This is a genomic window from Rhodococcus sp. 66b (genome assembly GCF_002076325.1).
In the GTDB taxonomy this organism is placed as follows: domain Bacteria; phylum Actinomycetota; class Actinomycetes; order Mycobacteriales; family Mycobacteriaceae; genus Rhodococcus_F; species Rhodococcus_F erythropolis.
This window is the reverse complement of the sequence record NZ_MUZB01000007.1, coordinates 103,510-125,793: the sequence shown is the minus strand read 5'-3', so window position 1 is coordinate 125,793 and position 22,284 is coordinate 103,510. Positions and strand designations below refer to the sequence as shown.

22 protein-coding genes and 1 pseudogene are annotated in these 22,284 nt (G+C 63.3%); 16 read left to right on the top strand and 7 right to left on the bottom strand.

What is annotated here, in order from left to right; all coding sequences use genetic code 11:
- Positions 1–21: 21 nt before the first annotated feature.
- Entirely contained in the window at positions 22–408 is a 387-nt protein-coding gene (locus B0E55_RS14820; RefSeq protein ID WP_003942070.1) for a glyoxalase superfamily protein, read from the bottom strand.
- An 88-nt stretch (positions 409–496) separates the two neighbouring features.
- Here B0E55_RS14820 and B0E55_RS14815 point away from each other — a divergent pair, with 88 nt between their 5' ends.
- Positions 497–1,504, top strand: a complete 1,008-nt coding sequence (locus B0E55_RS14815; protein WP_020968971.1) for an LLM class flavin-dependent oxidoreductase — start codon at positions 497–499, stop codon at positions 1,502–1,504.
- 13 nt (positions 1,505–1,517) lie between these two features.
- On the opposite strand, the gene B0E55_RS14810 is transcribed toward B0E55_RS14815, so the two are convergent.
- The gene (locus B0E55_RS14810; RefSeq protein ID WP_007728426.1) at positions 1,518–2,015 is read right to left on the bottom strand and encodes a SixA phosphatase family protein; all 498 of its coding nucleotides are present in this window, start codon (positions 2,013–2,015) and stop codon (positions 1,518–1,520) included.
- A 73-nt stretch (positions 2,016–2,088) separates the two neighbouring features.
- Between B0E55_RS14810 and B0E55_RS14805 the strand changes: the two genes are divergently transcribed.
- On the top strand, positions 2,089–2,289 hold the full coding sequence (locus B0E55_RS14805; RefSeq protein WP_003941897.1) for a hypothetical protein: 201 nt from the start codon (positions 2,089–2,091) through the stop codon (positions 2,287–2,289).
- Here the strand turns inward: B0E55_RS14805 and B0E55_RS14800 are convergent.
- Both B0E55_RS14800 and B0E55_RS32640 read right to left on the bottom strand, forming a co-directional pair.
- Positions 2,286–3,044 (bottom strand): acyl-[acyl-carrier-protein] thioesterase, encoded by a 759-nt coding sequence (locus tag B0E55_RS14800; RefSeq protein WP_080909963.1) that lies wholly within the window; start codon positions 3,042–3,044, stop codon positions 2,286–2,288. The two genes, B0E55_RS14805 and B0E55_RS14800, sit on opposite strands and share 4 nt — an antisense overlap.
- Positions 3,045–3,088: 44 nt before the next feature.
- A pseudogene (locus B0E55_RS32640) lies at positions 3,089–4,076 on the bottom strand (NAD(P)-dependent alcohol dehydrogenase).
- A 65-nt stretch (positions 4,077–4,141) separates the two neighbouring features.
- Between B0E55_RS32640 and B0E55_RS14790 the strand changes: the two are divergent.
- The 7 genes from B0E55_RS14790 (at position 4,142) to B0E55_RS14760 (ending at position 10,641) form a co-directional block, all read left to right on the top strand.
- The gene (locus tag B0E55_RS14790) at positions 4,142–4,798 is read left to right on the top strand and encodes a TetR/AcrR family transcriptional regulator (RefSeq protein WP_019744300.1); all 657 of its coding nucleotides are present in this window, start codon (positions 4,142–4,144) and stop codon (positions 4,796–4,798) included.
- Between the two features lie 79 nt (positions 4,799–4,877).
- Complete coding sequence (locus B0E55_RS14785) at positions 4,878–5,843, top strand: NADPH:quinone oxidoreductase family protein (protein WP_019744299.1); 966 nt, start codon at positions 4,878–4,880, stop codon at positions 5,841–5,843.
- 89 nt (positions 5,844–5,932) lie between these two features.
- A complete protein-coding gene (locus tag B0E55_RS14780) occupies positions 5,933–6,403 on the top strand; it encodes a MarR family winged helix-turn-helix transcriptional regulator (RefSeq protein WP_003941890.1) in 471 nt (156 codons plus the stop codon).
- The gene (locus tag B0E55_RS14775) at positions 6,400–7,932 is read left to right on the top strand and encodes a DHA2 family efflux MFS transporter permease subunit (RefSeq protein ID WP_003942006.1); all 1,533 of its coding nucleotides are present in this window, start codon (positions 6,400–6,402) and stop codon (positions 7,930–7,932) included. Before B0E55_RS14780 ends, B0E55_RS14775 begins: the two co-directional genes overlap by 4 nt.
- A 147-nt stretch (positions 7,933–8,079) precedes the next feature.
- Positions 8,080–9,174, top strand: coding sequence for an LLM class flavin-dependent oxidoreductase (locus B0E55_RS14770; protein WP_080910026.1), 1,095 nt, complete (start codon positions 8,080–8,082; stop codon positions 9,172–9,174).
- A complete protein-coding gene (locus tag B0E55_RS14765) occupies positions 9,161–9,634 on the top strand; it encodes a MarR family winged helix-turn-helix transcriptional regulator (RefSeq protein ID WP_069146244.1) in 474 nt (157 codons plus the stop codon). The genes B0E55_RS14770 and B0E55_RS14765 overlap by 14 nt, the downstream gene beginning before the upstream one ends.
- Before the next feature lie 20 nt (positions 9,635–9,654).
- Positions 9,655–10,641 (top strand): pirin family protein, encoded by a 987-nt coding sequence (locus B0E55_RS14760; protein ID WP_070385008.1) that lies wholly within the window; start codon positions 9,655–9,657, stop codon positions 10,639–10,641.
- Between the two features lie 40 nt (positions 10,642–10,681).
- Here B0E55_RS14760 and B0E55_RS14755 read toward each other — a convergent pair whose 3' ends face one another.
- From B0E55_RS14755 to B0E55_RS14745, 3 genes are read right to left on the bottom strand one after another with little or no spacing between them, the layout of a single operon-like run.
- The gene (locus tag B0E55_RS14755) at positions 10,682–11,209 is read right to left on the bottom strand and encodes a gamma carbonic anhydrase family protein (protein WP_003941993.1); all 528 of its coding nucleotides are present in this window, start codon (positions 11,207–11,209) and stop codon (positions 10,682–10,684) included.
- Positions 11,210–11,253: 44 nt separating this feature from the next.
- Positions 11,254–12,114, bottom strand: coding sequence for an EamA family transporter (locus B0E55_RS14750; RefSeq protein WP_020906830.1), 861 nt, complete (start codon positions 12,112–12,114; stop codon positions 11,254–11,256).
- Positions 12,111–12,911 (bottom strand): crotonase/enoyl-CoA hydratase family protein, encoded by an 801-nt coding sequence (locus B0E55_RS14745; protein ID WP_020906831.1) that lies wholly within the window; start codon positions 12,909–12,911, stop codon positions 12,111–12,113. Before B0E55_RS14745 ends, B0E55_RS14750 begins: the two co-directional genes overlap by 4 nt.
- A 109-nt stretch (positions 12,912–13,020) precedes the next feature.
- Between B0E55_RS14745 and B0E55_RS14740 the strand changes: the two genes are divergently transcribed.
- From B0E55_RS14740 to B0E55_RS14710, 7 genes are read left to right on the top strand one after another with little or no spacing between them, the layout of a single operon-like run.
- Complete coding sequence (locus tag B0E55_RS14740; RefSeq protein ID WP_020968976.1) at positions 13,021–13,821, top strand: TIGR03084 family metal-binding protein; 801 nt, start codon at positions 13,021–13,023, stop codon at positions 13,819–13,821.
- On the top strand, positions 13,818–15,539 hold the full coding sequence (locus B0E55_RS14735) for an acyclic terpene utilization AtuA family protein (protein WP_080909961.1): 1,722 nt from the start codon (positions 13,818–13,820) through the stop codon (positions 15,537–15,539). Before B0E55_RS14740 ends, B0E55_RS14735 begins: the two co-directional genes overlap by 4 nt.
- Positions 15,536–16,684 carry an acyl-CoA dehydrogenase family protein gene (locus B0E55_RS14730; protein WP_007728404.1) on the top strand — a complete coding sequence of 383 codons (1,149 nt, stop codon included), beginning with the start codon at positions 15,536–15,538 and terminating at the stop codon, positions 16,682–16,684. The genes B0E55_RS14735 and B0E55_RS14730 overlap by 4 nt, the downstream gene beginning before the upstream one ends.
- Complete coding sequence (locus tag B0E55_RS14725; RefSeq protein WP_080909960.1) at positions 16,681–18,279, top strand: acyl-CoA carboxylase subunit beta; 1,599 nt, start codon at positions 16,681–16,683, stop codon at positions 18,277–18,279. The genes B0E55_RS14730 and B0E55_RS14725 overlap by 4 nt, the downstream gene beginning before the upstream one ends.
- 8 nt (positions 18,280–18,287) lie before the next feature.
- Positions 18,288–20,273, top strand: a complete 1,986-nt coding sequence (locus tag B0E55_RS14720; RefSeq protein ID WP_080910025.1) for an ATP-binding protein — start codon at positions 18,288–18,290, stop codon at positions 20,271–20,273.
- The gene (locus B0E55_RS14715) at positions 20,273–21,433 is read left to right on the top strand and encodes an acyl-CoA dehydrogenase family protein (protein WP_080910024.1); all 1,161 of its coding nucleotides are present in this window, start codon (positions 20,273–20,275) and stop codon (positions 21,431–21,433) included. The genes B0E55_RS14720 and B0E55_RS14715 overlap by 1 nt, the downstream gene beginning before the upstream one ends.
- A gap of 24 nt (positions 21,434–21,457) precedes the next feature.
- A complete protein-coding gene (locus tag B0E55_RS14710; protein WP_020906835.1) occupies positions 21,458–22,243 on the top strand; it encodes an enoyl-CoA hydratase family protein in 786 nt (261 codons plus the stop codon).
- Positions 22,244–22,284: the final 41 nt, after the last annotated feature.

Sequence of the window (22,284 nt, the reverse complement as noted above, 5' to 3'; positions counted from 1 at the left end):
GGATTTTTCATCTCGCTCGCTTCAGGAGTTGCTGCCGCTGAGGTCCGGGATGACGATCTCCTGGACTGCCCACTTGTTGCCGTCGGGGTCGGCGAAGTAGATGAATCGGCCCCAAGCCTGGTCGTCGATCGGGCTGATGTCGATGCCGCGGCTCTTGAACTCGCGCTCAGCCTCTTCGATGTCCTTGACCACTACCTGCATGCCGACGACGGAACCGGGCTCGGCGTCGGTGATTCCCTTGCCGATGCAGATCGAGCAGGCCGAACCGGGTGGGGTCAGCTGGACGAAGCGCAGGTCCTCGCTGACCGTGTGATCGTGGTCGGCGTTGAAGCCGAGGCGGACGTAGAAGTCCTTGGCGCGGTCGATGTCGGTGACGGGAATGGCGACCAGTTCGAGCTTGATGTCCATGACGTGCCCTTCATGTGATGGTGGATTCCGGCGACAGGTCCAGTGTTGCGGGGATTGCGGTCAGAAACGGTCCTCATTAGGCGTCCGGATGAAACTTTCCGAATTCCTTGTTGCTCCGAGAGTGCTTCTCTCACTTCTCGACCGATCCCGAACCAGGAGCGGATACCCCGACTCCGCAGCTCTGACGCATTCCGTCGAACGCGCCGCGCACGCCGACGCTCTCGGCTACCACCGGTTCTGGGTGGCCGAGCATCACGCGGTGCCCGGGATCGGGAGCGGGTCGCCGGCAGTACTGCTTGCCGCGATCGGCGCGCATACGCGCGATATCAGACTCGGGAGCGGTGGGGTCATGCTGCCGAATCACCAACCGCTGATCGTCGCCGAGCAGTTCTTGATGCTGGAGGCTCTGTACCCGGGGCGAATCGATCTCGGCCTCGGCCGATCGCTGGGATTCACGGAGCCTGTTCGTCAGGCACTACGACGCAGCAAGGATGCTCCGGACACGTTTGCGTCAGATCTCGAAGAGGTGAGGCGCTACCTGGACGGATCCGCGGCAGTGACGGCACGGCCGGCGTCGGAGACCGGGGTGCCGATCTTCGTACTCGCGACGCGTACAGGTTTGAAAGTGGCAGCGCAACTGGGGCTTCCGGTGGTCGTGGGTGGGCCGATACTCGGAACCGGGAGCACCGACCGGGTGGATGCATTGGACGAGTACCGCCGAGCTTTCCGGGCCACCGACGCTCATCCCGAACCCTATGTGGTGGTTTCTCTCGAAGTGGCGGTTGCCGATACCACCGACGCGGCGCGTGAGTTGCTGATCCCGGAGGCATACGCGCTCGCAGAATCGTCACGGACGGGGGAGTTTCCTCCGCTCGCGTCGCCGGACGAGATCAGGCGCGCCCCGCGCAGTGATCGAAATGCCAGGCGTATCGAGTCGTTCATGGCGTCGGCGCTGCACGGCACACCTGTCGAGGTGAAACAACAGCTTCACGATCTCGCCGAGCGGACCGGTGCCGACGAAGTGCTGGCGTCGACGTCGACGTACGACCGTGACGCGCTTGCACTTTCGGACCGCCTTCTACGTGAGGTGCTTTAGCGGTGTGGTCGATCTAACGGGGCACGTGAAACTCGAGCAAAGTGGCGACGGAGTCGTCGAGTTCGGTCCACGGCACCGGTACGGAGAGGACGGCGATCGCCGAAGTCGGGAACTTGTCGCGGATACGTTGGGCTGCTTCGGAGTTTTCGTTTGATGCGAGATCGAGTGCAGTCCAGGGAATTCCGGGTTCGTGTCCGACGATCAGGAGCGTCTTGACGTGGTCGGACGTGGTTCGCGCAGCTGCAATGACGTCTGCGGGTGAGCCGCCGTAGATGGACTTCTCGAATCCGGCGGGAGCTTCGATTCCCGTCGAGGCAAGGGTTTCGACGGTCCGCCGGGAGGTGGAGCACAGAACGGCGTCTACGGGCGGGACGTTTTCGCGGATCCATTCGCCGCCGATGCGGGCCTCGCGCAGGCCCCGTTCGGCGAGCGGACGCTCGTGATCACGGATGCCCTCGGGGTAGCTGGACTTGCCGTGTCGCATGAGGACGAGGGTGCGGTGGTCGGCCATGCGTTCACGGTATCCGCTTTGTGCCCGTCAGTCCGGTTACTCTGGATGGTCAGGACCTTGAAGGAGGTTTTCGATGGCCGGTAAGAAGCTCGATCGAACTAATGCCCGAACTGCACTCGAGGTGGTACGCGAAAGCCCCACCATCGCTTTCATCACCGTTGCCCCGGCAGTGGTCGTGTTCGGCGTGGTGTGGTGGCTCTTCGGTTTCTGGGCCGCGATTCTTCTTGCGTTGGTGTTCGGTGTCGCGGCTGTCGCGACCCAGAAACTGCGTTAGAGGGCGCTCACCTGCGCAACTGTGCGGAGCGCTTCGCCGACCAGGAACCAGACCGTGACGGTCTTGTCGTCGACGCGGCTGCGCAGGACGACGTCGTCACTGGAGACGATGGGGGAGAGGTACTCGATCAGTGCTCGATGCGGAACTGTACGCAGTTCGGTGCGCGCGCTGAGGACCTCTTCGACTGCCTGCCAGTAGACGGCGTTGTTGACGTGGTCGAACGGGTCGATATCCGTGGCGCGCAGAGCGAACGGCGTGTCCAGAACACCCGCGTCATCCGCCTCCGGTGCGTTCTCGGCGAGGACACGCTTCCACTTCAGGCGATGCTCGTCGGTGGATTCTTCCAACGGCCGCATGAAGTCGTCACTCATCCGCGTGGGCATGCCCGACTCGGCGCTGATGTTGATCCAGAAGCCTTCGGTTTCCATCAGCGCGCCGTTGCTGCCGTCGAAGCGCACGCGCATGTTCGCCCATCTCGTGGAGAAGCCGGAGCACCAGCGAGTCATCGTCAACTCTTCCGGCCAGATCGCCGGGCGTACGACATCGACGACCGTACGACGCACTATCCAGAGCGGATGAGTGTCGATGGCGCCGGCGGCTTCGATGTTGTCGTTGCCGATGTCCTGCAGATAACGGGCGACGGCGTCGAGCCTGACCTGCTTGGCGACGTCGATGTCGCCGGTACGGACCGGGCGGGACTTGACGAAGATCGGTCCTCTGTCTGGCTGCGGCGCGAGCGTGAGATCTGGGTTCACGTGAGATTCCTGTTCGCTGGAGTGAGCCGATTCTGTCAGGCTTTTCAGCGAGTGGCGATTATCTGCTTTCCGCAGCCGGAACCGTCGACCATTCGTGCCACGGCGACGGCGGTGTCGGCAAGGGGATGAACGGAGTCGATCACCGGGGTGATGACACCTGCGTCGATCATTGCGGTCAGCACCTCCAGATCCTCGGCGTTCTCCGAAGCCATCAAAGACCCGAGCTTCTGAGATACGAACGGAGACAAGCACAGTGCGCGGATTTGGCGATCGATTCCGCCGAGCCACCGTCCGCCGTTCTCGCCGCCCACGATCACGAGCCTTCCGGTGCGTGTGAGCGCCCGTCGAAGATCTCGCAGTCGGCGGTTGCCGCCGGTGTCGATGATGACGTCGTACCGATGCGATCCGTCGGTGGCGTCGTCGACGCGGTAGTCGAGAACCTCGTCGGCACCGAGGGAGCGGACGGTATCGGTTTTCGAGGTGCTGCATACGCCGGTGACGAGCGCGCCCATGGCTTTCGCCACCTGCACCGCGTAGATCCCGACGCCACCGGATGCACCGAGAACGAGGACGGATTGCCCGGCCTGCACGCGGCCGTGGTCGCGCACGGCTTGCAGCGCTGTGAGGCCGGAGACCGGCACCGCTGCTGCTTGTGCGAACGACAACCGAGCAGGTTTTGCAGCAATCTTCGTCTCGAGTGCGCACGCGTACTCCGAACGAACCGACCGCGATCCCGTATACCTCCTGGCCGACTGCCACGCGGGTCACCGAACTGCCGACGGCCTCGACTCGGCCGGACACGTCCAGTCCGCGGACCCGGTTCTCAGGTCTGCGCAGTCCAAATCCCGCGAGGCGCAACGGATATGGCAGTCCGGCCATGAGATGCCATGCCCCGCGGTCGACGGACGCGGCCTCGACGCGAATCAGCACTTCGTTGTCGGCGACAGTGGGGCGCGGAATGTGGTCGAGGTAGAGAACGTCGGCTTCGCCGTACCGATCCTGTACGACGGCGGTCATCAGTTCCTGCGGCATGCGAGTCTCCGTTCGTCGAATGCTTACACCGTAAGTATTGCACTTACGGTGTAAGTTCTGTCAATGTGGAGAAGCGCACAAGATTGACCCGAGATCACGTTGTACGCGCTGCCGTGGCGCTTGCAGATTCCGTCGGAATCGATTCGATGACCATGCGGAAGCTGGGGACCGAACTGGGCGTCGAGGCGATGTCTCTGTACAACCATGTTTCGGACAAGGGGGATCTGCTCGACGGAATGGTCGACGCGGTCTTTGCGGAGATCGATCTTCCGACGCCGGGACTGCCGTGGCGAACGGAAGTTCACGCGCGAGCGGTATCGACTCGGGAGGTGCTGGGGAGGCACCCGTGGGCAACTCCGTTGATGGAGTCTCGAACGACGCCTGGTCCCGCGACCCTGCGCCACCACGACGCCGTCATCGGAACACTACGCGCTGCCGACTTTCCGGTCGCCCTTGCTGCGCATGCCTTTTCGATCATGGATGCGTACATCTACGGCTTCGTGCTGCAAGAGGTGAGCTTGCCGTTCGAAACAGCGCAGGAAACGACGGAACTGGCGAAGGCGATCATGGGCTCGTTCGAGAGCGGTCAGTATCCGCACCTGGCCGAGCTGACCACCGAGCACGTCCTAGCTCCGGGATACAGCTACGCCGCCGAATTCGCTTTCGGTCTTGATCTGATTCTCGACGGACTCGAACGTCTGCACATCGGGAGCGAACGATGATCTGACGTGAGTACCGGGTTAAAGTCGAGAAAACCGGGTTACCGGTCCAGACTTCAGATGTCCCGAAGAGGAGCTTTCTGTGCGCGCCATGGTGGTTACGGAACTGTCCGGTCCCGAAGGAATTGTCGCGCAGGAGGTTCCCGAGCCCGCAGCCGAAGGTCTTGTTCTCATCGATGTGAAGGCCAGTGGCGTCTGCTTTCCGGACCTACTCATCACCTACGGCAAGTATCAGATCCGCCCGGAACCGCCGTTCATTCCCGGCGCGGAGATCTCGGGCGTCGTGGTCTCCGCGCCGGAAGGGTCGGGTTTCGCTCCGGGCGATCGTGTTCTCGCGGCCGCGTATCTGGGCGGCTATGCAGAGCGGATTGCCGTCAACCCGGCGCAGGTACTCCGAATTCCGGACGGACTCGCCTTCGACGAGGCGGCCTCTCTGATCATCAACTATCAGACGATGGAGTTCGCGCTGGCTCGTCGCGCGAAGATCGTCGCGGGGGAGACGGTCGTCGTGCTCGGCGCTGCGGGCGGAGTCGGAACGGCAACCATCCAGCTGGCCAAGGCACACGGGGCTCGGGTGATTGCCGTAGTGCGACGCGAAGGCGTCGAGGACTTCTTGCGTGAGCTCGGTGCCGACGAGGTTGTCGCGCTGGCTCCGGGATGGGGAGAGCGGATTCGGGAACTGACCGACGGCGTCGGCGCTCAGATCGTGGTAGATCCGGTAGGCGGGGATGCGTTCGACGACGCGGTCCGGGTTCTGGCGCCGGAGGGGCGTCTTGTGGTTATCGGATTTGCCGGCGGCGGCATCCCTCAGGTCAAGGTGAACCGGGTGCTCTTCCGCAACATCAGCATTGTCGGCGCGGCGTGGGGCGAGTTCACGCGCACCAATCCCGAAGCGGTAGCCGAGGTGCATGCATCGCTGGTAGAACACGTCCGGAACGGCTTGCGTCCGCTGGTCAAGGCACGGTATCCGCTTGCCGACGCAGCAGTTGCCCTGGCTGATCTAGAAAGCGGCAAAGTTCTCGGAAAGGCCATCTTGCTGCAGGAATGATTCTTCGCAACGTGATGGTGCTCACCAAATAATAAGTTGCAACATGTTTTCATTTGGGCAATAGTTGCAACCGCACTACCATTTGCCAGGTGATCGCTTCCGATTCTGATGACCTGTATGGAGCACTCGACGAGTTGTTCACTCGCCTGATGAGCGCCGGTGATTCGGAGTCGATCGATGCGTTGATCGAACTGGATCTCTCGTTCTCTCAGGTGCGTGTGCTGTTCGTACTTGCACAACGTGATGCGGCGATCCCGATCAACGAGGTTGCCGACGAGCTTCGGCTCTCGGTGGCAGCTACGGGGCGGAACATCGATCAGCTCGTGAACATGGGTCTGGTCGATCGCCGTGAAGACGAGCGGGACCGACGCGTCAAGCGGGTTTCCTTGTCGGAGGCCGGTCGTAAGGTGACGACCAACCACATCGAGTGCAAGCGCGGCCAGCTTCGCGAATTCGCGTCGCGTGTTCCTGAGCCAGAGCGGATTCGTTTGTTCGAGGCTCTCAAGCCCATTCTCGCGGGTGACTATCTGCGAGCACTTAACCAGGAGACTTCGCGATGACATCGCCGAACGCGCCGGCACCGGCGTCCGACAAACTTGACGGGGCGGTCCTCAAGATCGCTTCCGTGGTGGTGCTCGGCGCCATCATGTCGATTCTCGACGTAACCGTGGTGAGCGTCGCGCTCACCACTTTTGCCGAGGACTTCGAAACTTCGTACGCCACCGTCGCGTGGACGATGACGGCCTACACGCTCGCCTTGGCGACGGTCATTCCGGTTACCGGTTGGGCTGCCGACCGTTTCGGCACCAAGCGCCTGTACATGACGGCCCTGGTGCTGTTCGTGCTCGGTTCGGTCGCTTGTGCGATGGCGTGGGACATCACCTCGCTCATCGGCTTCCGCGTGCTCCAGGGTCTCGGCGGCGGCATGTTGATGCCGCTCGGTATGACGATCATGACCCGGGCCGCCGGTCCGGACCGTGTCGGTCGTGTCATGGCAGTTCTCGGTATCCCGATGCTGCTCGGTCCTATCGGCGGCCCGATTCTCGGTGGTTGGCTGATCGAGGCCGCGAGCTGGCACTGGATCTTCCTGATCAACTTGCCGATCGGCATCATCGCTCTGGCTGCTGCGTTCATCATTCTGCCGTCCGACAAGGCAAAGCCTTCGGAGTCCTTCGACTTCCTCGGCATGATCCTGCTGTCGCCCGGCCTGGCGCTGTTCCTGTTCGGTGTGTCGTCCATCCCTGAGGTGGGAACCGTTGCGTCCGCTCGGGTTCTGGTGTCGGCCGGTATCGGTCTGGCACTGATCATCGCCTTCGTGTTCCACGCGCTCAACAAGGATCACCCGCTGATCGACCTGCACCTGTTCAAGAACCGTCAGTTGACCACCGCCGTCATCACGACGTCGCTGTTCATCGTCGCGTTCATGGGCGCCGGGTTGCTGTTCCCGAGCTACTTCATTCAGGTCGGCGGGCACACCACGCTCGCGGCCGGATTGTTGATGGCTCCACAGGGTCTGGGCGCTATGGTCACCATGCCGATCGCTGGTCGACTGGTCGACAAGATCGGCCCGGGCAAGATCGTCCTGACCGGTTTGCCGCTGATTCTCATCGGTTTGGGTGTGTTCACACAGGTTGCCTCGGATTCCCCGACGTGGCTGCTGATGGGCGCCTTGTTCGTCATGGGCCTCGGTATGGGTTGCACCATGATGCCGCTGATGACCGCAGCTATCGTGACGCTCTCCAACGAGCAGATCGCTCGCGGCTCCACTCTGATGAACATCGTTCAGCAGACCGCAGGTTCGATCGGTACCGCCGTGATGTCGGTGGTCTTGACCAACCAGCTTCTCGATCGTGGCCTCGATACGACGATGGTCGGTGCGGCGTCGCACATTCCGACCGAGCCGGGAAGTCCGCAGGAGTCTGCTGCGAATTCGATTCTCAGTGCGGCGTCGGACGCTTTCGGCAACACCTTCCTCGTTGCCACTGTGCTGATCGTCCTGACCCTCATCCCGGCGTTCTTCCTGCCGCGGAGCAAGACCACCAGGCCGGTGGCCGAGGGCGAGACGGCAACGCCGATCGTTATGCACTGACCGCTTTTCGGTAGATCGTTTGTCCAGATGAGGGCGGCACACATCTTGTGTGCCGCCCTCATCTTTTTGCCGTGGAATACAGCTGGATGGTTGAATGTTTGATCAGTTACATGCAAACGCATGGATCTAGTTCGCGGAGGAGCAACCATGCAGTTCGGAATCTTCACGGTCGGTGACGTCACCACTGATCCCACGACGGGTAAGACCCCGACAGAGCACGAGCGCATCAAGGCCATGACGACCATCGCCAAGCACGCCGAGGAAGTCGGTCTCGACGTCTTCGCGACCGGCGAGCACCACAACAAGCCGTTCGTGCCGTCATCTCCGACCACGATGCTCGGATACATCGCGGCCCAGACCGAGAAGATCACGCTCTCCACGTCCACGACGCTGATCACCACCAACGACCCGGTGAAGATCGCCGAGGACTACGCGATGCTTCAACACCTCGCTGAGGGGCGTGTCGATCTGATGATGGGACGCGGAAACACCGCGCCGGTGTACCCGTGGTTCGGCAAGGACATTCGCGCCGGTATCCCGTTGGCGCTCGAGAACTATCAACTTCTTCGCCGGCTCTGGGACGAGGAGGTCGTGAACTGGCAAGGGGAGTACCGCACACCGCTGCAGGGATTCACGTCCACCCCGCGCCCGCTGGACGGCGTCGCGCCGTTCGTGTGGCACGGTTCGATCCGCAGCCCCGAGATCGCGGAGATCGCGGCGTATCACGGCGACGGATTCTTCGCGAACAACATCTTCTGGCCGAAAGAGCACTACATCGAGCTGATCGATCTCTACCGCCAGCGTTACGAGCATTACGGCCACGGCTCCGCGGATCAGGCGATTGTCGGTCTCGGTGGTCAGGTCTTCATGCGCAAGAACAGTCAGGACGCGGTCAAGGAATTCCGTCCGTATTTCGACAATGCTCCGGTGTACGGCCACGGGCCCTCACTCGAAGAGTTTACCGAGCAGACGCCGCTGACCGTCGGTTCCCCTGAGCAGGTCATCGAGAAGACGTTGGCGTTTGCCGATTTCTTCGGCGACTACCAGCGCCAGCTGTTCCTGATGGATCACGCCGGGCTGCCGCTCAAGACGGTGCTCGAGCAGCTCGATCTGCTCGGTGAGGAAGTTGTTCCGGTTCTGCGCCGTGAGTTCGCGGCCAGGCGGCCCGCACATGTGCCGGACAACCCGCCCACTCACGCGTCGATGAAGGCGGCTCGTGAGGCAAGCAGTGTCACTGCCTGACGAGCAACCGCCTGAGGTTCCGGTCAGCACCACCGAACTCGCCACCGACGCCTGGGAAGCCTTGTTTCGCGCCCAGGTGTCGGTGCTGCGGCGGTTGGCTGCCGACGACGTCTGGGATCAGGTGTCGATGCGAGAGTACGACGTGCTGTTCACATTGAGCCTCACACCGAGTAGTTCACTTCGCCTGCATGACCTGAATCGCGAGATCCTGTTGAGCCAGCCGTCACTCAGCCGCCTGGTAGAACGGTTGGAGGGTGAAGGTCTGGTATCGAGAAGTGTTGATCCACAGGATCGCCGCGGGACGATCGTGCAACTCACCGAAGCGGGTGCAGCGCTGCAGAAATCAGTGGGTCGCCGTCATGCGGCGAGCATTCGTCGCCACGTCGGACCGGCCCTGGACGCGGATGAACTTCGACTGTTGGCCGAATTGTGCACGCGTCTGCGTCTCGCGCAGTCATGACTAGAGGCAGGATGGACGATATGAGCAACCTCGAAGCGCAGCCCGTCGAGCAGGAATGCGAAGGCCATCCGGCGGAGAGCGAGATTCAGATTCTCACCCCGCGCGACGTACCGCTCGGTGGCCCGCGGGCGATGCGAGTGCGTCGCACCCTTCCGCAACGCGAGCGTTCGCTGATCGGGGCATGGTGTTTTGCCGATCATTACGGTCCGGATGACGTCGGCTCAGGACCGGGCATGCATGTGCCGCCGCATCCGCATACCGGATTGCAAACGGTGAGTTGGCTGTTCACCGGAGAGATCGAGCACCGTGACAGCATCGGTTCCCATGCGATGGTGCGGCCGGGTGAACTGAATTTGATGACGGCCGGGAGTGGGATCGCGCACTCCGAGGTGTCGACGCCGAATACGAAGGTTCTGCACGGGATGCAGTTGTGGGTGGCGCTGCCGGATGCGGCGCGCGATACCGCACCCGCGTTCGTTCACTATCGACCGGAGCCGGTGACCACCGATGGTGTCACGCTCAGTGTGTTCCTCGGCTCGCTCGCCGGTGAAACGTCTCCGGTGTCTACCTTCACCGAATTACTCGGTGCCGAGGTGATTCTCGATCCTGGGGCCGAGATCGCCCTCGATGTCGATCGTTCACATGAGCACGGCGTGATCGTCGATCAAGGATCGGTTGTTCTGCGTGGTACCACCGTCGGCTGGGCCGAGTTGGGTTATCAAGCACCAGGTTTCGGAAAACTGACTTTGCGCAATCCGGGATCCGAACCGGCTCGACTGCTACTGCTCGGCGGGAAACCGTTGGGCGAGCAGGTCATCATGTGGTGGAACTTCATGGGTCGTACCCACGAAGAGATCGTCGAGTATCGACGCAAGTGGCAGGCCGAGCTGGCCTCCGGATTCGACGGCAGCGTCCCGGACCAGCGTTTCGGCGTCGTGCCGGGATACGACGGCCCGGCGCTCCCGGCACCCGAGTTGCCGAACAGTACGTTGCGGCCCCGAGGCTAGTCGCTGCTGTTGCTGCTGCCAGCCGCGAGCATCGTCTCGATCAGGCCTGTTCGATGTCCTGGTGAGCCTTCGCGAGCATGATGTAGCCGGCGCCGTTGGCGGTGATACCGGCCTTTTCGCCTTCGGAGAGTTCACGTTTGACCTTGGCGGGCACGCCGGCGACCAGTGATCCAGGCGGAATTTGCATCCCCTGAGACACGACCGCACCGGCTGCAATCAGTGATCCCGAACCGATGTGTGCGCCGTTGAGCACCACGGCACCCATACCGACGAGAACGTCGTCTTCGACGGTGCACCCGTGCAGCACTGCGTTGTGGCCGACCGAGATTCGCTCGCCCAGCACTGCGGGGAACGTCGGGTCGGCGTGCACGGTGCAGTTGTCCTGAATGTTGGTGTCAGCGCCGATGGAGATCGATTCGGCGTCGCCGCGGATAACCGCGCCGTACCAGATGCTGGCTCCCGCAGCGATGGTCACAGCGCCGACAACGGTGGCGTTGGGTGCGATGAATGCACTTTCGTCGATCTGCGGGGTGTTACCGAGAACGGTGGCGATGATCGGGTTGGTCATGGTTCTCCTGTGCGTTGGAATGACGTGCTCTGACGGTACCTGGACTATTTCGGTGTGGACTTTCGATTCATGACTACCGTCCCGACACCCGCGGTCACCACCAGTCCGATGGCGACGAGTGTGAAAGCGTCGAGCGTTTGCCCGATCACGAGGACTCCGGCCAGTGCGGCCGCTGCCGGTTCGAGCGCGATGAGGACCGCGAAGACCTTCTTGGCCAAGGAGCGCAGCGCCCACATTTCCAAGCTGTACGGGATGACGGACGAGAGGATGGCGACGGCGGCGCCTGCGGCGAGCATCTTCGGATCCAGCAGTTCGCTTCCGCCCGAGACAACGCCGAAGGGGAGCGTCAATACGGCTGCGACGATGCTTGCGCCTGCCAACCCGTCGGCGCTCGGGAGCGTCGCGGCCAGGTGGGAACCGGCCACGATGTAGCCGGCCCACGCAGTCGCGGCGATCAACGCGAACATCACCCCGATCGGGTCCAATCCGGATTCGCCGTGATCGCCTAACCCGAGCAGCAACACTCCGCCGAAGGCGAGCAGTACCCACGCTCCGTCGGCCCACCGACGAGACAGAACTGCGGCCAGGGTGAGCGGTCCGAGGAACTCGATGGTGACGGCGGTGCCGATGGGCACCGTGTCGAGGGCGAGGTAGAAGGCGCCGTTCATCACGGCGAGGGCGATGCCCAGCGCGAAGATGCCTTTGCGTTGCCGGTTCGACCACCTGCTCCATCGCGGACGGACGATGACGCCGAGGATGATCGCAGCGATCGTCAGCCGCAGCGTCGTGGCTCCGGCGGGCCCGATCTGCGAGAACAATGTCGTCGCGAATGCCGCTCCGAACTGGAGCGACAGTATCGAGGTGAGGACCGCGCCGACCGGCAGTAGCTGACTGCCCGCCTTCATTCTCCGGTGAACTCGGGACTTCGACGCTCGAGCATCGCGGCGACGGCTTCGTGGTGATCTCGGGTGTGGTGGGCGATCGACTGCATGGCGGCCGAGAGTTCGAGCAGGCTCTCGAGGCTCTGGTGCTGGCCTTCGCGGAGGAGTTTCTTGGTCATGCGGAGTACCTGCGGGGGATTGGCGGCTACTCGAGCTGCCAAAGCGTGCGCTGCGGAAAGCAATTCCTCGGGTTCGGTGATCTGCGAGACCAGACCCCAGTCGAGTGCCTTCGCAGCATCGATGGGTTCGCCGGTGAACGCCATCTCGGCGGCGCGGGCGTTGCCGATCGCGCGGGGGAGCAGCCAGGCTCCGCCGTCGCCGGGGATGAGTCCCACCTTGACGAAGCTCTCGGCGAAGACTGCGGCGGTCGAGGCGATGCGGAGGTCACACATGAGGGAGAGGTCGCAGCCCGCTCCGATGGCCGGGCCGTTGACGGCTGCGATGGTCGGCACCTCACATGTGTACAGCGCGAGCGGAATGCGCTGGATGCCGTGCCGGTAGCCCTGGCGGATCTCGCCGGGAGCACCACCGAACATGCCTTCCTTGTCTCGCATGTGTTTGACGTTGCCGCCGGAGGAGAAAGCCGACCCGGCCCCCGTGAGGATGACCGCTCGCACACTCTGATCTCGGTTGACTGCGGTGACCGCGTCTTCGAGGGCCTCGATCATGTCGATCTCGGAGATCGCGTTGCGGGTGTCCGGGCGATTGAGGGTCCACGTGACCACATCGCCGGTTCGCGAGATCAGTACGGCGTCGCTCATGGGTGCTCCTGGTAGTCGATGGCAGTTGAGCTCAGTCTCTCACCACAAGATTTCTCAATAACAATCATTCGTGCTTGATTTTTATGGACCCGGGTGTGATGCTGGTCGCATGGCCGAACTTCAGACGTTCATCGATGACTTGCGGGCCGAAGGCGAGAGCCTCGACGCCCTGGTTGCGGATCTGCCCGAGGAGAAGTGGGCGACAATGACGCCGGCGGAAGGGTGGAGCGTCGCGCATCAGATCGGGCACCTGCACTGGACGGACAGTGCTGCGATCCTGGCGATCACCGACCCGGACGGGTTTGCGGAGCAGTTGAAGGCGGCGTTCGTGAATCCGGCGGGATTTGTCGACGACGGTGCTGCCGAGCAGGCGGCCCGCCCGCCGGCGGAGTTGCTCGCCGATTGGCGAGCGGGGCGCACCGCTCTCGTCGAGGCTCTCACCGCCGCCCCGTCCGGTACCAAGTTTCCTTGGTATGGCCCGCCCATGGGCGGTGTCTCCATGGCTACCGCGCGACTGATGGAGACGTGGGCGCACGGGCAGGACGTTGCCGACGCACTCGGCGTCGAACGAGCCCCGACGGCGCGCATCAAGAACATCGCTCACCTGGGTGTGCGGACGCGAAACTTCGCGTACTCGGTCAACGAGAAGACGCCGCCCGCCGACGATTTCCGGGTTGAGTTGACGGCGCCGGACGGTTCGCTCTGGACCTGGGGGCCGGAAGATGCACCGCAGAAGGTGACCGGGCCGGCGTTGGACTTCTGCCTGCTGGTCACCCAGCGTGCCAATCGCGCCGATCTCGATCTGGTCGCCGTTGGCGCCGACGCAGACGAGTGGCTGGGGTTCGCGCAGGCATTTGCCGGACCCAGCGGCGAGGGACGAGCCGCACGAGAAGCGAAGGTGGATAAATGAGTTCGGTACGGATCGGTAACTGCTCCGGTTTCTACGGCGACCGCGTCTCGGCGATGCGCGAGATGCTCGAGGGCGGCGACCTCGACTACCTGACCGGCGACTACCTGGCCGAACTGACGATGTTGATCCTCGGACGGGACCGGATGAAGGACCCGTCGCTCGGCTACGCGAAGACGTTCCTGCGACAGGTGGAAGACACCCTCGGACTTGCGCTCGACAAGGGCGTGAAGATCGTCGCGAATGCCGGCGGTCTCAACCCGGCTGGACTGGCCGACGCGCTGCGCGAGGTCAACACCAGGCTGGGGTTGAACGCGAAGATCGCCCACGTCGAGGGCGACGATCTGGTCTCTCGGGCAGACGAACTCGGACTCGGCTCCCCGCTGACGGCCAACGCGTACCTCGGCGCCTGGGGCATCGTCGAAGCATTGTCAGCCGACGCCGATGTCGTGGTCACCGGACGTGTCACCGACGCTTCGGTGATCGTCGGTCCCGTCGCTCACCATTTCGGTTGGAAGCGAGATGATTTCGATCAGCTGGCCGGTGCTGTCGCGGCGGGCCACGTCATCGAGTGCGGAACCCAGGCCACCGGCGGCAACTACGCGTTCTTCACCGAGATTCCGAATCTGGGCCGTCCTGGATTCCCGATCGCCGAGATCAACGCGGACGGATCTTCGGTCATCACCAAGCATGCCGGAACGGACGGCGAGGTGAGCGTCGGCACCGTGACGGCGCAGCTGCTGTACGAGATCACGGGTGGACGCTACGCAGGCCCGGACGTGACCACCCGCATCGACAACGCGGTGCTCACCCAGGAAGGCCCGGATCGGGTGCTGATCAGCGGAGTCACGGGCGAGGCCCCGCCGCCGCAGTACAAGGTCTCACTCAACACGCTGGCCGGGTTCCGCAACGAGGCCACGTTCATCCTCACCGGTCTCGACATCGAGGCCAAAGCGGATCTGGCGAAGACTCAACTCGAATCCTGGCTGACGAAGAAGCCCGCCGAACTGGTCTGGACTCTCGCTCGCACGGATCACCCGGATTCCGACACCGAGGAAACCGCGAGTGCGTTGCTGCGCTGCGTGGTTCGCGATTCCGATCCCAAGGTGATCGGTCGTCCCTTCTCTGCGGTTGCGGTGGAAATGGCACTCGCCAGTTACCCAGGCTTCTCGCTGACCGCGCCGCCGAGCAACGGACAACCGTACGGAGTGTTCACCCCCGGCTACGTCGACGCCGGATCGGTGCCTCACATGGCCGTACTGCCCGACGGCACTCGCGTGGACATCGCTCCGTCGACGCTGACGCAGGACCTCGAAGCCGTCGACGAACCTGAGCGTCCGGAGCCGTTGCCGCCACAGTCTTCGCTTTCGGTACCACTCGGCACGATCGCCGGTGCCCGTAGTGGCGACAAGGGTGGAAATGCCAACGTCGGCGTCTGGGTTCGCACGGACGATCAGTGGAAGTGGTTGGCGCACACACTGACCGTCGAAATGCTCAAGGAACTGCTACCGGAAGCAGCAGACCTGAACGTCACTCGCTACCAGCTTCCGCACCTTCGTGCCGTCAACTTCGTGATCGAGGGAATCCTCGGCCAGGGTGTTGCCTCACAGGCACGGTTCGATCCGCAGGCCAAGGGAATTGGTGAATGGCTGCGTTCGCGCCACATCGACATCCCGATTTCGCTACTCCCCGTAACTGACGAGAAAGAGGATTCACGGTGACCGTGTGGACCACACCGGAAAGGCTTGCGCTTCGCGAGACCGTACGCGGATTCGTGAACCAGGAGATTCTGCCGCATCTGACGCAGTGGGAGCGCGACGGCGAGATTCCGCGCGAATTGCACCGCAAGGCAGGCGCTCTCGGTCTCCTCGGGGCCAGTGCACCCGAATCGGCCGGCGGTGAGGGCGGCGACGCCGTCGACTCCATCGTGATCTGTGAGGAGATGCATCAGGCAGGTGCGTCGGGCGGGCTGTTCGCATCGCTCTTCACCTGCGGCATCGCGGTGCCGCACCTGATCGCGGCCGGCGACGAGGCGCAGATCGAGAAGTGGGTCAAGCCGACCCTGCGCGGCGACAAGATCGGCTCGCTCGCCATCACCGAGCCCGGCGGAGGCAGCGACGTCGGGCACCTGACAACCACAGCCAAGCGCGACGGCGATCATTACGTCGTGAACGGCGCCAAGACGTTCATCACCTCCGGCGTTCGAGCCGACTTCGTCGTCACAGCGGTGCGCACCGGTGGTCCCGGCGCGGGTGGTGTCTCACTGCTCGTGATCGAGAAGGGCACACCGGGATTCACCGTCTCGCGCAAACTCGAGAAGATGGGCTGGCGCGCATCCGATACCGCGGAACTGTCCTTTGTCGATGCCCGGGTTCCGGTGGAGAATCTGGTCGGCGCAGAGAACAGCGGCTTCGCGCAGATCGCCCAGGCATTTGTTTCCGAACGTGTCGCGCTCGCCGCGCAGGCGTATGCCAGTGCAGAACGTTGCCTGGAGCTGACCCTCGAATGGTGCCGCGCCCGCGAAACTTTCGGTCGGCCCCTCATCAGTCGGCAGGCCGTGCAGAACACCGTCACCGAGATGGCCCGCAAGATCGACGTCGCCAAGGTGTACACCCACTCGGTGATCGAGCGGTACATGGCCGGTGACGGCGACCTGATCGCCGAGGTGTGCTTCGCGAAGAACACGGCAGTCGAGACGGGCGAATGGGTTGCGAACCAAGCCGTTCAGCTGTTCGGCGGCCTCGGATACATGCAGGAAAGTGAAGTGGAGAGGCAGTACCGGGACATGCGAATTCTGGGAATCGGTGGCGGAACCACCGAAATCCTCACCGGCCTCGCGGCCAAGCGATTGGGGTATCAGTCATGAGTGTCATCCGGTCAACACTGGACACCAATTCCGAGGTGTATCAGACCGCAACATCGACCATGAACACCAAGCTCGCCGAGATCGAGGTCGAGCACGCCAAGGCGCTTGCCGGTGGCGGCGAGAAGTACACCGAGCGGCACCACAAGCGGGGAAAGCTCCTGGCACGCGAGCGGATCGAACTCCTGCTCGATCAGGATTCACCGTTCCTCGAACTGTGTCCCCTCGCTGCGTGGGGGAGTGACTTCCCGGTCGGCGCCAGCACCGTGGTCGGTATCGGCGTCGTCGAAGGTGTCGAATGCCTGATCGTCGCCAACGATCCCACCGTGCGCGGCGGCACCAGCAATCCGTGGACGCTGCGTAAGGGATTCCGCGCCAACGACATCGCCATGCAGAACCGCCTCCCGGTGATCTCCCTCGTAGAGTCCGGTGGCGCAGACTTGCCGACGCAGAAAGAGGTGTTCATCCCGGGCGGGCGTATGTTCCGTGACCTCACACAGCTTTCCGCAGCCGGAATCCCCACCATTGCACTGGTCTTCGGTAACTCGACTGCCGGCGGCGCGTACATCCCGGGCATGTCCGACCACGTCGTGATGATCAAGGAACGCTCCAAGGTGTTCCTCGCAGGCCCGCCGCTGGTCAAGATGGCCACCGGTGAGGAATCCGACGACGAGGCACTCGGCGGCGCCGAAATGCACGCTCGCAAGTCCGGGTTGGCCGACTACTTCGCAGCCGACGAGCAGGACGCGATCCGCATCGGTCGCTCGATCGTCAAGCGACTCAACTGGACCAAGAAGGGGCCGGCGCCTCGCGCGGAGATCATCGAACCGCTCGAGGATCCGGAAGAGTTGCTCGGCATCGTTCCGGCCGACCTGAAGATTCCGTTCGATCCGCGTGAGGTCATCGCCCGTATCGTCGACGGTTCCGACTTCGACGAGTTCAAGCCGCTCTACGGTTCCTCCCTCGTGACCGGCTGGGCCGAACTCAACGGTTACCCGATCGGCATCCTGGCCAACGCACGTGGAGTGCTCTTCAGCGAAGAGTCCCAGAAGGCAACGCAGTTCATCCAGCTTGCCAACCGCTCCAACACGCCGTTGCTGTTCCTGCACAACACCACCGGCTACATGGTGGGTAAGGAATACGAGGAGGGCGGCATGATCAAGCACGGATCGATGATGATCAATGCGGTAGCCAACTCCAGGGTTCCGCACATCTCGATCCTGCTCGGAGCGTCGTACGGCGCCGGTCACTACGGCATGTGCGGACGGGCATTCGATCCGCGATTCCTCTTTGCCTGGCCCAGTTCCAAGTCCGCCGTCATGGGCGGTGCGCAGCTCGCCGGCGTCATCTCCATCGTGGGACGCGCTGCTGCCGAGGCCCGCGGCCAGGTTTTCGACGAGCAGGCTGATGCCGGCATGCGCGCGATGATCGAGAACCAGATCGAGGCCGAGTCACTTCCGATGTTCCTGTCCGGGCGTCTGTACGACGACGGCGTCATCGATCCCCGAGACACCCGCACCGTGGTGGGAATGTGCCTGTCGGCCATTGCCACCGCCCCGATCGAAGGCACCGAGAACTTCGGCGTCTTCCGTATGTGAGGCACGCCGTGACAATCACTTCAGTACTGGTCGCCAATCGTGGCGAAATCGCCCGCCGTGTCTTTGCAACATGCCGCAAGAACGGAATCGGGACGGTCGCGGTCTTTTCCGACGCGGATGCCGACAGCCCGCACGTCGCCGAAGCCGACGCCTCGGTTCGCCTGCCGGGTAACACGCCTGCCGAGACCTACCTGCGGGGCGAGCTCATCATCGCCGCCGCCAAGGCTTCGGGCGCCGACGCGATTCACCCCGGCTACGGATTCCTCTCCGAGAACGCGGAGTTCGCGCGCAGCGTCATCGATGCCGGACTGACATGGATCGGTCCGCCCGTCGAATCCATCGAGCTCATGGGATCGAAGGTCGAGTCCAAGAAGATCATGGACGCGGCCGGAGTTCCGGTGCTGTCCGAACTCGATCCCGCTGCGGTGACCGACGCTCATCTGCCAGTGCTGATCAAGGCGTCGGCGGGCGGCGGCGGACGCGGAATGCGTGTCGTTCGTGAATTGTCGGCGCTGGAAGGCGAACTGGAAGCGGCGCGGCGTGAGGCGCAGTCCGCCTTCGGCGACCCGACTGTCTTCTGCGAGCGCTACCTCGAGACCGGTCGGCACATCGAGGTCCAGGTCATGGCCGACCGCCACGGTGGGGTGTGGGCGGTGGGGGAGCGCGAGTGCTCGATCCAGCGGCGGCATCAGAAGGTGGTCGAAGAGGCACCGTCGCCGCTCGTGCAGCGCATCCCCGCCATGCGCGACAAGCTCTTCGACGCCTCGCGGCTCGCAGCCAACGCCATCGGTTACGAAGGAGCAGGAACCGTTGAATTCCTGGCAGACGAAAAAGGCGACTTCTTCTTCCTGGAAATGAACACTCGCCTGCAGGTAGAGCATCCCGTCACCGAGTGCACGACCGGACTCGATCTGGTGGAACTGCAATTGCAGGTCGCTTCAGGTGAAGCGCTTCCGGACGAGCAGCCGGAGATTCGCGGACATTCCATCGAGGTGCGCCTGTACGCCGAGGACCCCGCCAAAAACTGGCAACCGCAGAGCGGAACCGTTCACCACATCGAGTTGCCCGGTGACCCACAAGAATTCAGTGTTCTGCGTGAGCAGGGCGTTCGCCTCGACTCCGGCGTCGTCGACGGCAGTGTTGTCGGCGTCCACTACGACCCGATGTTGGCCAAGATCATCTCGTACGCGCCGACGCGGACCGCAGCTGCCCGGCTGCTCGCGTCGACGCTGGCGCGCACCAGGATTCACGGCCTGCGCACCAACCGCGATCTGCTCGTCAATGTCCTGGCTCACCCCGCCTTCATTGCCGGGGACACCGATACGGCGTTCTTCGAGACCCATGACCTCGAGAAGTTGTCAACGCCTCTGGCCGACACCGACGCCGAAAGGCTTTCGGCGCTGGCGGCGGCACTTGCCGATGCCGCGCACAACCGGGCGTCGGCGCGCGTCATCGGCCGCTTGCCCAGCGGGTGGCGCAACCTGCCGTCGCAGCCGCAGAGCAAGAGCTACTCCACTGCGTCGGGCGACTACGACGTCCGCTACTCCCTGAGCCGAAGCGGCGTGTTGAACGCAGAAGGCTTCGACGACGTGAGCCTGGTATCGGCAACTGCTGCACGGGTCGTGCTCGAGCAAAGCGGAGTACGGCGTTCGTTCGACGTGGCGGCATACGGGAGTGAGATTTTTGTCGACTCCTCGCTGGGGCCCGTCGCGTTGACCGCAGCACCGCGCTTCGTGGATCCGTCGGCGGAAGTCGCCGCCGGTTCGTTGCTCGCTCCGATGCCGGGATCGGTTATCCGCCTCGGCGCCGCACTCGGTGACACCGTCACTGCCGGCCAGCCGATTCTGTGGCTAGAGGCCATGAAGATGGAACACACCGTCACCGCGCCGACTTCCGGTGTCCTGGTAGAACTTCCGGTCGCCGTCGGCCAGCAGGTCGAAGTCGGATCGGTACTCGCACGTGTGGAAGAACCCGCTACAGAAGAGGAAGCATGATGAGTTTCATCGAAACCGAAGAGCAGAAGGAACTGCGGGCATCCGTTTCCAAACTGGGTGAGCGCTTCAACTACGTCGACTACGTGCTGCCCAAGGCGCGCAAGGGTGAGGCGCTCACCGAATTGTGGAACGAGGCGGGCAAACTCGGATTCCTGGGCGTCAACCTGCCGGAGGAATACGGCGGCGGCGGTGCCGGTATCTACGAACTCGCGCTGGTGCAGGAGGAATTGGCGGCGCAGGGTGCCGGTCTGCTCCTGGTTGTCGTATCCCCGGCCATCTGCGGCACCATCATCGGCAAGTACGGCACGGCGGAGCAGAAGCAGCAGTGGCTACCCAGCCTCGCCGACGGCTCCAAGATCATGGCGTTCGGAATCACCGAGGCCGACGCCGGTTCCAACTCTCATCAGATCACCACGACGGCACGCAGGGATGGCGACGACTGGATCCTGAGCGGCAACAAGATCTACATCTCGGGTGTCGATCAGGCTGACGCGGTCCTCATCGTCGCGCGCACCGAGGACTCCAAGACCGGCAAGCTCAAGCCCGCTCTGTTCATCGTCCCCACGGATTCTCCCGGATTCGTGAAGACGCAGATGGAGATGGACATCATCGAGCCGGACCACCAGTTCATCTTGTTCCTCGACGACGTCCGTCTGCCGGCCGACGCTCTGGTCGGCGAAGCCGATGCCGCCCTGATGCAGTTGTTCGCCGGCCTCAACCCCGAGCGCATCCTGGGTGCGTCGATGGCCATCGGCATGGGCCGTTACGCCCTGAACGCTGCGGTGAAGTTCGCCAACGAGCGCACGGTGTGGAAGACGCCGATCGGTGCGCACCAAGGTATTTCGCATCCACTCGCGCAGGTGAAGATCGAACTCGAGCTCGCCAAGCTGATGATGCAGAAGGCCGCGGTACTCTACGACAGCGGCGACGATTTCGGTGCTGCCGAAGCCGCGAACATGGCAAAGTACGCCGCCGCCGAAGCCAGCATCAAGGCGCTCGATCAGGCGATCCAGACGCACGGCGGCGCAGGCCTGACGAAGGAATACGGGTTGGCCGCCATGCTCGGTGCGGCCCGTATCGCCCGTGTCGCGCCGGTGAGCCGCGAGATGATCCTCAACTTCGTCTCGCAGCACTCTCTCGGTCTGCCGCGGTCGTACTAAACGGTCCTATTGAAGAGGAGATTCATGACGGATCAGGACAAGCCATACGTACGGTACGAAGTATCGGGCGGTGCTGCCACGATCACTCTCGACTCACCCCACAACCGCAACGCGATTTCGACGCGGTTGGTCACGGAATTACAGGCCGGGTTGACGTCAGCGGCCGCCGATCCGGCAGTTCGAGCGGTGGTGCTCACCCACACCGGTGGAACATTCTGTGCGGGAGCCGATCTCAGCGAGGCTTCCGGATCGTCCGCGTCACCGGAAGAGGCCGTCAAAGAACGAGGGCGGGGAATGCTGACGCTCTTGCGCAGCATTCTCGAGCTTCCCAAGCCGGTGATCGGGCGCATCGACGGTCACGTCCGGGCCGGGGGTATGGGTCTTGTCGGGGCGTGCGACATTGTCGTCGCCGGACCGGCGAGCACCTTCGCGGTGACGGAATCACGGTTGGGTTTGGCAGCGTCCATCATTTCGCTCACGGTCCTACCGAGGCTCGACCAGCGATCTGCGAGCCGATACCTGCTCACCGGAGAGAAGTTCGGCCAGCACGAGGCCGAATCCATCGGACTCGTCACCGCCGCGTCGCAGGACACGGGGGAGTCGATCACCGAACTGCTCGGCACCTTGCGCCAATGTTCACCGCAGGGACTTGCCGAATCGAAGTGGATCACGACGCGTTCGGTCCTGGCCGGATTCGACCGTGACGGCGAGGAGATGATCGCGCAGTCGGCCCGGCTGTTTTCCTCTGACGAGGCTCGTGAGGGCATGATGTCTTTCTTGCAGAAGCGTCCAGCAGCCTGGGCGCAGTAGAACTGCGCACTGGAACACAGCGGTAGAAAGGATGGCGGCGC

Bases quoted from the DNA above. Each gene is read 5' to 3' on its own strand.
- B0E55_RS14820 (WP_003942070.1), bottom strand. From the start codon at position 408: ATGGACATCAAGCTCGAACTGGTCGCCATTCCCGTCACCGACATCGAC.
- B0E55_RS14815 (WP_020968971.1), top strand. From the start codon at position 497: ATGAAACTTTCCGAATTCCTTGTTGCTCCGAGAGTGCTTCTCTCACTT.
- B0E55_RS14810 (WP_007728426.1), bottom strand. From the start codon at position 2,015: ATGGCCGACCACCGCACCCTCGTCCTCATGCGACACGGCAAGTCCAGC.
- B0E55_RS14805 (WP_003941897.1), top strand. From the start codon at position 2,089: ATGGCCGGTAAGAAGCTCGATCGAACTAATGCCCGAACTGCACTCGAG.
- B0E55_RS14775 (WP_003942006.1), top strand. From the start codon at position 6,400: ATGACATCGCCGAACGCGCCGGCACCGGCGTCCGACAAACTTGACGGG.
- B0E55_RS14770 (WP_080910026.1), top strand. From the start codon at position 8,080: ATGCAGTTCGGAATCTTCACGGTCGGTGACGTCACCACTGATCCCACG.
- B0E55_RS14760 (WP_070385008.1), top strand. From the start codon at position 9,655: ATGAGCAACCTCGAAGCGCAGCCCGTCGAGCAGGAATGCGAAGGCCAT.
- B0E55_RS14755 (WP_003941993.1), bottom strand. From the start codon at position 11,209: ATGACCAACCCGATCATCGCCACCGTTCTCGGTAACACCCCGCAGATC.
- B0E55_RS14750 (WP_020906830.1), bottom strand. From the start codon at position 12,114: ATGAAGGCGGGCAGTCAGCTACTGCCGGTCGGCGCGGTCCTCACCTCG.
- B0E55_RS14745 (WP_020906831.1), bottom strand. From the start codon at position 12,911: ATGAGCGACGCCGTACTGATCTCGCGAACCGGCGATGTGGTCACGTGG.
- B0E55_RS14740 (WP_020968976.1), top strand. From the start codon at position 13,021: ATGGCCGAACTTCAGACGTTCATCGATGACTTGCGGGCCGAAGGCGAG.
- B0E55_RS14735 (WP_080909961.1), top strand. From the start codon at position 13,818: ATGAGTTCGGTACGGATCGGTAACTGCTCCGGTTTCTACGGCGACCGC.
- B0E55_RS14725 (WP_080909960.1), top strand. From the start codon at position 16,681: ATGAGTGTCATCCGGTCAACACTGGACACCAATTCCGAGGTGTATCAG.
- B0E55_RS14715 (WP_080910024.1), top strand. From the start codon at position 20,273: ATGAGTTTCATCGAAACCGAAGAGCAGAAGGAACTGCGGGCATCCGTT.
- B0E55_RS14710 (WP_020906835.1), top strand. From the start codon at position 21,458: ATGACGGATCAGGACAAGCCATACGTACGGTACGAAGTATCGGGCGGT.